This is a genomic window from Caulobacter sp. P1_B12_2 (genome assembly GCF_056406675.1).
The window spans coordinates 1-10,284 of the sequence record NZ_JBFTZS010000136.1 but is presented as its reverse complement, the minus strand read 5'-3'; the positions used below and the strand labels follow the sequence as shown (position 1 = coordinate 10,284).

The 10,284-nt window shown below is 68.8% G+C and carries 10 protein-coding genes and 1 pseudogene; 10 read left to right on the top strand and 1 reads right to left on the bottom strand.

All coding sequences use genetic code 11. The annotated features are described in order from the left end of the window. The 7 genes from AC1DZ6_RS10570 to AC1DZ6_RS10540 form a co-directional block, all read left to right on the top strand. Positions 1 to 645: thiamine pyrophosphate-dependent enzyme (locus AC1DZ6_RS10570; RefSeq protein WP_477097139.1), on the top strand; the 645-nt coding region annotated here is incomplete at its 5' end. A 4-nt stretch (positions 646 to 649) separates the two neighbouring features. After that, the gene (gene iolE, locus AC1DZ6_RS10565) at positions 650 to 1,549 is read left to right on the top strand and encodes a myo-inosose-2 dehydratase (RefSeq protein WP_477097138.1); all 900 of its coding nucleotides are present in this window, start codon (positions 650 to 652) and stop codon (positions 1,547 to 1,549) included. 4 nt (positions 1,550 to 1,553) lie between these two features. Further along, positions 1,554 to 2,360: a 5-deoxy-glucuronate isomerase gene (iolB, locus tag AC1DZ6_RS10560; RefSeq protein ID WP_477097137.1), complete on the top strand. Its 807-nt coding sequence runs from the start codon at positions 1,554 to 1,556 to the stop codon at positions 2,358 to 2,360. Positions 2,361 to 2,388: 28 nt separating this feature from the next. Then, positions 2,389 to 3,885 (top strand): CoA-acylating methylmalonate-semialdehyde dehydrogenase, encoded by a 1,497-nt coding sequence (locus tag AC1DZ6_RS10555; RefSeq protein WP_477097136.1) that lies wholly within the window; start codon positions 2,389 to 2,391, stop codon positions 3,883 to 3,885. Between the two features lie 231 nt (positions 3,886 to 4,116). Then, the gene (locus AC1DZ6_RS10550; RefSeq protein WP_477097135.1) at positions 4,117 to 5,463 is read left to right on the top strand and encodes an MFS transporter; all 1,347 of its coding nucleotides are present in this window, start codon (positions 4,117 to 4,119) and stop codon (positions 5,461 to 5,463) included. A gap of 2 nt (positions 5,464 to 5,465) precedes the next feature. Next, positions 5,466 to 6,269, top strand: a complete 804-nt coding sequence (locus tag AC1DZ6_RS10545; RefSeq protein WP_477097134.1) for an inositol monophosphatase family protein — start codon at positions 5,466 to 5,468, stop codon at positions 6,267 to 6,269. 86 nt (positions 6,270 to 6,355) lie between these two features. Then, positions 6,356 to 6,577, top strand: coding sequence for a hypothetical protein (locus AC1DZ6_RS10540; RefSeq protein ID WP_477097133.1), 222 nt, complete (start codon positions 6,356 to 6,358; stop codon positions 6,575 to 6,577). Here the strand turns inward: AC1DZ6_RS10540 and AC1DZ6_RS10535 are convergent. Then, a complete protein-coding gene (locus AC1DZ6_RS10535) occupies positions 6,574 to 8,607 on the bottom strand; it encodes a TonB-dependent receptor plug domain-containing protein (RefSeq protein ID WP_477097132.1) in 2,034 nt (677 codons plus the stop codon). The two genes, AC1DZ6_RS10540 and AC1DZ6_RS10535, sit on opposite strands and share 4 nt — an antisense overlap. Positions 8,608 to 8,726: 119 nt before the next feature. On the opposite strand from AC1DZ6_RS10535, the gene AC1DZ6_RS10530 reads away from it, so the two are divergent. The 3 genes and pseudogenes from AC1DZ6_RS10530 to AC1DZ6_RS10520 all read left to right on the top strand — a co-directional run. Beyond that, positions 8,727 to 9,053, top strand: a complete 327-nt coding sequence (locus AC1DZ6_RS10530; RefSeq protein WP_477097131.1) for a PepSY domain-containing protein — start codon at positions 8,727 to 8,729, stop codon at positions 9,051 to 9,053. Continuing rightward, complete coding sequence (locus tag AC1DZ6_RS10525) at positions 9,050 to 9,718, top strand: response regulator transcription factor (protein ID WP_477097130.1); 669 nt, start codon at positions 9,050 to 9,052, stop codon at positions 9,716 to 9,718. Before AC1DZ6_RS10530 ends, AC1DZ6_RS10525 begins: the two co-directional genes overlap by 4 nt. Positions 9,719 to 9,728: 10 nt before the next feature. Beyond that, a pseudogene (locus tag AC1DZ6_RS10520) lies at positions 9,729 to 10,284 on the top strand (sensor histidine kinase); the annotation flags it as partial.

Here is a 10,284-nt window from a genome sequence, read left to right as displayed (position 1 = left end):
GTGTCGCGCGCCGCCTCGGACGATGCGGTGGTGGTCTGCGCGGCCGGCGGCCTGCCGGGCGAACTGCACAAGCTTTGGCGCACCCGGCAGCCGGGCGGCTACCACGTCGAGTACGGCTTCTCGTGCATGGGCTACGAGATCGCCGGCGCCGTGGGGGTCAAGATGGCCGCGCCGGATCGCGAGGTGCATGTGATGGTCGGCGACGGCAGCTACCTGATGCTCAACTCCGAACTGGCCACCTCGGTGATGCTGGGGACCAAGCTGATCGTCACGGTCCTGGATAACCGAGGCTACGGCTGCATCAATCGGCTGCAGGCCGCGACCGGCGGCGCGCCGTTCAACAACCTGCTGGTCGATACGGTCCATCAGACCCTGCCCGACATCGACTTCGCCGCCCACGCCAAGAGCCTGGGCGCGCGATCGGAGAAGGTCGCCAATCTGGTCGAGTTGGAGGCGGCGCTGCAACGCGCCAAGGCCAGCGACCGAACCTATGTCGTGGTGATCGACACCGATCCCATGCCGACCACCGACGGCGGCGGCGCGTGGTGGGACGTGGCGGTGCCCGAGGTCTCGGTGCGCCCCGCCGTCAAGGCGGCCCGCCAAGACTACGAAAACAAGATCAAGCAACAGCGTACGGGAGACTGACGCCATGACCATCCGTTTCGGCGTGAGCCCCATCGCCTGGATCAACGACGACATGCCCGAACTGGGCGGCGATACGCCGCTCGAGGTGGTGCTGGCCGACTGCCAGGCGATAGGCTTCGAAGGGGTGGAGCTGGGCGGGGTGTTCCCCCGCGATCCGGCGGTGCTGAAGCCCCTGCTGGCCCGCTACAACCTGTCGCTGGTCGGCGGCTGGTACAGCGGCAACCTTCTGGTCCAGTCCGCTGACGATGAGATCGCGGCGCTGCAGAAGCACCTGGCCTTGCTGAAGGCCATGGGCAGCACGGTCTTCGTCCATGCCGAAACCAGCAACGCCATCCACGGCGACAAGTCCAAGGCCCTGTCGGCCACGCCGCGCCTGGACGCCGAGGGCTGGAAGGAATTCGGCGCGCGCCTGACCAAGGTGGCTGACTACATCCAGTCCCAGGGCCTGAAGTTCGCCTACCATCACCACCTGGGCACCGTGGTCGAGCGGCCCGAGGACCTGGAAGCTTTCCTCGCCAACACCGGTCCGTCGGTGGGCCTGACCGTCGACACCGGCCACGCGGCGCTCGGCGGCCTCGATCCCGTGTCGATGATCCGCAGCTATCCGCATCGCGTCGCCCACGTGCACTGCAAGGACATCCGCAGCGAGGTTTTCCGCAAGGTGATCTCGCGCGGTGGCGGCAGCTTCCTGGACGGCGTTCTGGCCGGCATGTTCACCGTGCCCGGCGACGGCTATCTGGACTACGGCGCGGTGATGCAGGCCCTGGCCGAGATCGGCTATTCCGGCTGGATCATCGTCGAGGCCGAGCAGGACCCGGCCATCGCCGATCCTCGCCAGTATGGCGAAATCGGCCTGGCGACCCTCAAGAAGGAAGCCGCCGCGGCCGGCCTGAGGGCGGCGTGAGGCGATGACCAATCTCCTCGTCCGCCCCCACGCGCCCGACGCCTCGGGCTCGGTGCTGGAAGTCACGCCGCAGTCGGCCGGCTGGAGCCATGTCGGCTTCAAGGTCGTCACGCTCGAACCCGGCCAGCGGTTCGACGGCGGCGAAGCGGGCCGCGAAACCTGCCTGGTCGTGATGAGCGGCAAGGCGGCGGTCACCGTGGCCGACAAGGCGTTCGGCGAGATCGGCGGCCGCGCCAGCGTGTTCGAGGACGCCGCCCCGGGCGCGGTCTACGCCCCGGCCGGCGCGGCGTTCAGCGTCACGGCGGTCACCGCGGTGGAGCTGGCCCTGTGCTCAGCGCCCGGCAAGTCTGGTCTGCCGCCCCGCTTGGTCGCGGCCGGCGACATGCCGCGCGAGGTGAGGGGGCAGGGGACCAATGTCCGCCACGTCCGCAACATCCTGCCCGAGACCGCCCCCGCCGAAGGTCTGCTGGTGGTCGAGGTCATCACGCCCGGCGGCCACTGGTCCAGCTACCCGCCGCACAAGCACGACACGGCGACCGACGGCGAGGAGACCGCGCTGGAGGAGACCTATTATCACCGGCTGAACCCGCCGCAGGGCTTCGCCTTCCAGCGCGTCTACACCGACGATCGAAGTCTGGACGAGACGGTCTGCGTGCAGGACGGCGACGTGGTGATGGTGCCGCGCGGCTATCACCCGGTCGGCGCCCCGCACGGCTACGACCTCTACTACCTCAACGTCATGGCCGGTCCGCATCGCAAGTGGATCTTCCGCAACGACCCGGCCCACGACTGGATCGCCCGCAAGGCCTGATCGGCTAGCTACAAAGAAGGAGCGCGTCATGCGCAGCATTCCCCACTTCGTCGGCGGTCGCGCCGTCGAGGGCACGTCCGGCCGCTTCGGCGACGTCTTCGACCCCAACACCGGCCAGGTGCAGGCCCGCGTCGCCCTGGCGACCAAGGGCGAGCTGGACGCGGCCATCGCCAACGCCGCCGCCGCCCAGCCGGCCTGGGCCGCGACCAATCCTCAGCGCCGGGCGCGGGTGATGTTCGAGTTCGTCCGCCTGCTCAACGCCAATATGGACGAGCTGGCCCATCTGCTGTCGTCCGAGCACGGCAAGGTCATCGCCGACGCCAAGGGCGACATCATGCGCGGCCTGGAGGTGATCGAGTTCGCCTGCGGAATCCCGCACCTGCTGAAGGGCGAGTACACCCAGGGCGCGGGCCCAGGCATCGACGTCTATTCGATGCGCCAGCCGCTGGGCGTCGTGGCGGGCATCACGCCGTTCAACTTCCCGGCCATGATCCCGATGTGGATGATGGGTCCGGCAATCGCCAGCGGCAACGCCTTCATTCTCAAGCCGTCGGAGCGGGATCCGTCCGTGCCGGTGCGCCTGGCCGAACTGCTGATCGAGGCCGGCCTGCCGCCCGGCATCCTCAACGTCGTGCACGGCGATAAGGACTGCGTCGAGGCCATCCTCGACCACCCGACCATCAAGGCCGTCAGCTTTGTCGGCAGCTCCGACATCGCGCAGTCGGTGTTCTCGCGGGCCGGCGCCAACGGCAAGCGGGTGCAGGCCATGGGCGGCGCCAAGAACCACGGGATCGTCCTGCCCGACGCCGACCTCGACCAGGCCGTGGCCGACATCATCGGCGCCGCCTACGGCTCGGCCGGCGAGCGCTGCATGGCCCTGCCGGTGGTCACGCCCGTCGGCGAGAAGACCGCCGTCGCCCTGCGCGAAAAGCTGGTCGCGGCGATCGGCGGCCTTCGGGTCGGGATCAGCACCGACAAGGACGCCCACTACGGCCCGGTGGTCAGCGCCGTCCACAAGGCGCGGATCGAAAGCTACATCCAGATGGGGATCGACGAGGGTTCGGAGCTGGTGGTCGACGGCCGGGGCTTCACCCTGCAGGGTCACGAGGACGGCTTCTTCGTCGGCCCGACCCTGTTCGACCACGTCAAACCGACCATGCGTTCGTATCAGGACGAGATTTTCGGTCCGGTGCTGCAGATGGTCCGCGCCGAGAGCCTGGCCGAGGGCATCGCCCTGGCCTCGCGCCACCAGTACGGCAACGGCGTGGCGATCTTCACCCGCAACGGCGACGCCGCTCGCGAGTTCGCCGACCAGGTCGAGATCGGCATGGTCGGGATCAACGTGCCGATCCCCGTGCCCGTGGCCTATCACAGCTTCGGCGGCTGGAAGCGTTCGGGCTTCGGGGACCTGAACCAGTACGGCCAGGACGGCGTGCGGTTCTACACCCGCACCAAGACCGTGACCCAGCGCTGGCCCAAGGGCGGGGCGGTGCTGGACCAGAGCTTCGTCATTCCGACGATGTAAGCCGGCCGATCATGTGACTTCGGGCTCCTCCCCCCCGAACGGAAGCGCTCCTGCGTGCGCTGAACTGGGCCTCGGACCTCACGGTTCGGGGCCCTTCTTTTCAGCGTTCCAAATCGTTCCGGATATGGAAAAAATCTTCCATTCCAATTTGAAATGAAATAGCCTGTTCGGATGAAGGTCGATGACGGCGCCGTTCGAAGCGTCGCGGGAACCGGGGATACGATCCGCATCATGACCGCCTTGCTGAAGTTCTTCGCGCCCGGACCCGACGCGCCGCTGCTGGGCGACCAGGGCGCGATCGATACGCTCTACAAGCGCCATCGCTTCCGGATCATGGTGGCGATCACCCTCGGTTACGGCCTGTCCTACACCTGCCGCCTAGCCCTGGGCATGGTCAAGAAGCCCCTGATCGACGCCGGGGTGTTCTCGCCGACCGAGCTGGGGCTGATCGGCTCGGCTCTGTTCTACACCTACGCGTTCGGCAAGCTGACCAACGGCTTCCTGGCCGACCACGCCAACATGAAGCGGTTCTTCGCGTTCAGCGTGCTGATCTCGGCGATCGCCAATATCGGCATGGGCTTTTCGACGACCGTGGCGCTGTCGGCGGTGCTTTGGGGCCTGAACGGCTGGTTCCAAAGCTTCGGCGCTCCGGCCGGGGTGGTGTCGATGACCCAGTGGTTCTCCAACCGCGAGCGCGGCCGCTATTACGGCATCTGGAGCACCGCCCATTCGATCGGCGAGGGCCTGACCTTCGTGGCGGTCGGCGGCGTCGTCGGCGCCTTCGGCTGGCGCTACGGCTTCTGGGCCCCGGCCTTCGTCGGCGTGCTTGTGGCGATCGGCAGCTACTTCCTGATCCAGGACCGGCCCCGCACCCTGGGTCTGCCGCCCGTCGCCGACTGGCGCAACGATCACTGGCAGTCCGAAAAGCCGAAGTCGGCGGCGGGTAGCACGTTCAAGACCCAGCTGACCATCCTGAAGATCCCCGCGGTGTGGGCTCTAGCCCTGTCCTCGGCCCTGATCTACGTGACCCGCTACGCCATCAACAGCTGGGGCGTGCTCTATCTGCAGGAGGCGCGGGGCTATTCCCTGGCCCAGGCCGGCGGCATGCTGATGATCAGCACCCTGGCCGGGATCTTCGGCGCCATCGGCTACGGCTTCATTTCCGACAAGCTGTTCAACGCCCGCCGCCCGCCGGCCAACCTGCTGTTCGGCCTGATGGAGCTGGCGGGGCTGGGGATCATCTTCTACGGGCCCAACACCTATCCGGTGCTGATCGCCGGCATGATCCTGTTCGGCCTGGGCATGACGGCCCTGGTCACCTCGCTGGGCGGCCTGTTCGCCACCGACATCTGTCCCAAGCGGGTGGCCGGCGCGGCCATGGGCCTGATCGGCGTGTTCAGCTATCTCGGCGCCGCCATCCAGGAGCAGATCAGCGGCGCGCTGATCGACAAGGGCATGCGGGTCGTCGACGGCGTGCGCCACTACGATTTCGGACCGGCCGTCCTGTTCTGGATCGGCGCCTCGGTCCTGTCCCTGACCCTCGCCACCAGCCTGTGGCGCACCAAGTTGAGAGATTGAGCGTGAGCCAGCCTTCCCCCCTGATCCAGACCATGATCCGCGCGGCCCGCGCCGCCGGCGACCGCCTGAAGCAGGACTTCGCCGAGATCGCCACCCTGGAGATCCAGCACAAGAACGGCCCCGCCGACCCCTTCACCATCGCCGATGTCCGCGCCGAGCAGACCGTGAAGGCGATCCTGGCTGAGGCCTATCCGGACTACGGCTTCCTGGGCGAGGAGGGCGGTGTCGTACTGGGCGCGGACGCCTCCCATACCTGGATCTGCGATCCCCTGGACGGCACCGCCAACTTTCTGATCGGCCTGCCGATCTGGGCGGTGAACATCGCCCTGGCCCGCGATGGCGAGGTGATCGCCGGAGTCACCTACGTGCCGATGCTGGACGAGATGTTCCGGGCCGAGGTCGGGCAGGGCGCCTGGCTCAATGACAAGCCGATCAAGGTCTCAAAACGCCAGGGCCTGGAGCAGGCCGTGCTGGGCGTGGGCATCCCGTTCATGGGCAAGCCGCGCCAGGAGCAGTTCCATGCCGAGATGAAGCGCCTGACCGACCGCGTTTCCGGCGTGCGCCGCCTTGGCGCGGGCGCGGTCGACATGGCCTACGTCGCCTGCGGCCGTTTCGACGCCTACTGGGAGCAGAGCGTCAGCGCCTGGGACATGGCCGCCGGGGCGGTGATCGTCCGGGAGGCGGGGGGCGTCGTCACCGATACCTTGGGACGGCCGTTGGACCTGATGAACGGCACGGTGCTGGCCAGCACTCCCCAACTCCAGGGAACGCTGCTCCACCAATTGCGGCCGGTTGAAGCCGACTAACGCCCTAAAAACGCTACCAAAACTGGCGATGGTTCCGGTCTCCCCTGAACCCAATGACCCCGCGCGCGCCAAAGGACGCGAACGCTATGCTCGACCTCGTCACCATCACACCTGAAGAGTTCGCCGACCTGCGCGCCAGCCTCCCGGCCATCACCGACCGCTATCTGTTCGACGTGTTCGGGATCAGCGAGTTCACCTGGGTGAAGCTGCGCAAGGGCCTGCCGATCAAGCGCTCGACCCTGGAGCGGGCCCTGGCCAAGCGCGAGCGCTGGCGCGCTATGGGCGGGGCGGGGCGCGAGGCAGCCTAGCCGCCGAACGAGCGCTGCAGGATCACGCCGGCGAACGCGCCGTGATCCATGCTCCGGGTCTCGATGCGCTTCAGCGGCGCGGCGCCGCGCAGGCCCGCGTACCGCTCGCGCCGCCGATCGACCTTACCGCTGGTCAGGTTGTCGACTTCCAGGCGCAGGTTCCACGCCGGGGCCGGACGGGTCTCGACAAACGCCGACCATCGGGCGGCGACCCGATCGGTGCGCACCTCGTCGAAGCGATATTCTTTCTTTTCCTCGCCCAGCACGGCGTCGACGCCCCAACGCATGCGGCGCGCCGGCAGGTCCTGGGTGAAGTGCAGGGCGCCTTCCACCGACGGCTGGTCCGAAAGACCGCGCCGCACGCCGGTGGCGGGGTCGACGACGCGGCTGCGGCGGGCGGTGACGTCGGCCTTGAAAAGTCCGCCAGGCGCCAGGGCGTCCAGGGGCAGGCTGAGGTTGATCGTGATCTCGTCGCGTGTGGCGTGGCCAATATTGCCGGGCGCGTCGAAGGCGTAGCCGGGTCCCACGATCGGCACGCGGTCGATGGCGTCGGTGATCTCGTCGTGCCGCGCGGTCAGCACGATCGCGCCGGCTCTGCCAAAGCGCTGTTCCCAGCTGGCGGCCAGTCGCCAGGTCTTGTCGGGTTCGAGATCAGGATTGCCGGCAGTGACGGTGTCGGAGGTCAGGGAGGTCGAGCTGACGAAGTCCTCGAAGTCGAGCTGGCCGACCCGGCGCTCCAACTCCAGCCGAAGCTGTCGACGCTCGTCGCGCGCCCAGGTCACCAGCAGGCGCGGCTTGGGATAGAGAAAGTGTTTTTCCAGCTGGCTGTCGCCCGCCTGGCTCAGGTCCGAGACCTCTACCCGCGCCCCGGCCTCGATCGTCAGCGTGCGGCGGGCCCGCCAGGTGACGGTGGCGACGGCTTCGCCCCGGCGCTCCTCCACGCGGACGTTGGCGGACGGAAGGGTGATCGGCAGGCCGTTCTCCTCCAGGGCCGAACGGCTGTCGAGCCTGTTGAGCGCGGCCTCGCCGCCCAGCTCCACGGTGATCACGGCGCCGTCGCGACGCAGCAGGACGCGGGCGATCGTCTCGGCGGCTTGCGACGAGAGCCGGGTTTCCGAGGTTTCCGCCCCTGCGCCCGCGCCCGTGATCGACCGATCGGCGGCGCGGGTGCGGCTGGCGTGACGAAGCGCCTGGGCCTCCAGCGACCAGGATGCAGACACGGGGCGTTCAAGGCGACCACCCACTTCGGACTCTTGGACGTGTTCGCGCTCGACCACATCTTCGACCGACGGGGAGGGCGCGCGTTCGGTTTCGCGGATGTCGGCGCGGGTCTTCTCGTCGCTCAGATTGGCGTCCAGCCGCAGTTTCCCGCCGAGGGCCCGGCGCTCGTAGCCGGCGGTCGCCTGGGCCGTGCGGGCCCCCTTGTCCTCGCGATAGACCGCATCGCGCCGCGATGTTCCGTCGGGGTTGGTCCAGAGGAGCGGACCCTCGCCCTTCTCGTCGTCGACCGAGCGACCGATCGATCCCGACAGTTCCAGCACCCGGTCGCCGCGCCGCCTCGACAGCTCGCCCGCCAGTCGGGGAGCAGTGATCCCGCGCGGGTGGAACGCGTTGGCCCCCTCCAGCCGGCCGCGCGTCGTCGTTTCCTGCAACCGCACGACATTGGCCAGCAGACCCCGGCCCTGCATGTCGACGCCCGGCGCGCCGGCGCGGATCAGCTCGATGCGAACGACCGACTGGGCCGGGATACGCCGAAGGACGGCTTCCAGGCTCTCCGATTTGCCGGTGAGCCGCTGGCCGTCGATCAGGACATTGCCGGTCGCGCCGGAAAGACCCCGCACGTCGCTGTCGCCGCCGTCGAACGCGAAGCCGGGCAGGCGCGCGATCATGTCGAAGGCCGAATAGGGCTGGGCGTTGGCGAAATAGGCGGCTGGATAGCGGGTGACCTGCTCCTGAGCCGCCAAAGCCGACGTCGCGGCGGTGGCCGAAATCAAGCCGAAAGCCGCGCCGGCAAGGCATCTTGTGATCATGTTGGTCTTCCCCAGGCGGCGTTCCGCATCCCCGGAGAAGCTTTGCCTGTGCGCGCCTGACATCTGGCCGTTGCGGATCGTCAGGGCGGTGTCAGGATGGGCGTGGAATCCTGGACCCCATGAAACCCAACCTCAACTCCGTTCTCGGCGCCGTCCTGGCCCTGTCGCTCACCGCCGCGGTCCCCGCGCATGCCTGGGCCGACGACCACAAGAACAAGGACCACGAGGCCGCGCGCACCGCCCTGGCGCGGGGACAGGTCCTGCCGTTGACCCGCATCCTGGCGATCGCCGAGCAGCGCGCCCCGGGCGACGTCCTGAAGGTCGAGCTCGAGGACGACGACGGCAAGCTGGTCTACGAAGTGAAGGTCCTGGGCCGCAACGGCCGCGTCCGCGAACTCGATATCGACGCGCGCACCGGCGCGGTGCTGAAGATCGAGAACGATTGATGCGGGCGCTGGTCGTCGAGGATGATCCGGTCGTCGGGCCTGACCTAGTCAAGGCGCTGAGCGCCGCCGGCTTCGTGGTCGACCTGGCGCGCGACGGCGAGGACGCCTCGTTCAAGGGCAGCGTCGAGGACTACGCCGCCGTGGTGCTGGATCTTGGCTTGCCGCGCCTGGACGGCCTGTCGGTGCTGCGTCGCTGGCGGGCCGATGGAAGAGCCTTTCCCGTGCTGATCCTGTCGGCGCGCGGCGACTGGACCGAGAAGGTCGAGGGCATCGAGGCCGGGGCCGACGACTTCCTGGCCAAGCCGTTCGAGATGGGCGAGCTGCTGGCGCGTCTGCGCGGCTTGGTGCGCCGGGCGGCGGGCCGGGTTTCGCCGGTGATCGAGATCGGCCGGCTGGCGCTGGACACCCGCCGGATGTCGGCCACCGTCGACGGCGCGCCGGTGCGGTTGTCGCCGTTGGAGTTCCGTCTGCTCGACTGCCTGGCGCATCGTCCGGGACAGGCGGTGTCGGCGGGCGAGCTGGCCGAGCAGCTCTACGGCGTGGCCGACAGCGGTGACGCCAATGCGATCGAGGCCCTGGTCGTGCGGCTGCGTCGCAAGGTCGGGCCCGAGGTGATCGAGACCCGTCGCGGTTTTGGCTACCAGCTGGGCGGCGCAACAGCATGATGCGTCTCGCATGAAGGCCGGGTCGCTCCGCCTGCGCCTGATCCTCGGCGGGGCAATGGCCGTCATGGTCGCGCTGATCGTCTCCTGGCTGGCCATGACCTGGCTGTTCGAGCGTCACATCGAGCGGCGCGAGACCGACGAGCTGACCCGCGTGGGGCTGAACCTGGTGGCCGGGCTGTCGGTCGATGCGGCCGGTCGACCGGTGATCGCGGCCGCCCCGGCGGACCCGCGCCTGGATGCGCCGGCGGGGGGGCTGTACTGGCAGGTGTCCACCGCCGCGGGCGCCGTGCGCTCGCGTTCGCTCTGGGACCAGACTCTGAAGTCACCCGCCGAGGCCTCGGCCGAGGTCTGGCGCGCGCGGATCGCCGCGGGACCGTTCGACGACCGCATCCTGGTGGTCGAGCGACGCGTGCGGCCTGACCACGCCGGACCGGCCGTGCTGGTCCAGGTGGCCAGCGAGGAGAAGGCCTTGCGGGCCGCGCGGGCCGAGTTCGGTCGCGATCTGGCGATCTTCCTGGGCGGGCTTTGGCTGGTGCTTTCGGCGGCGGCCACCGTCCAGGTCATGC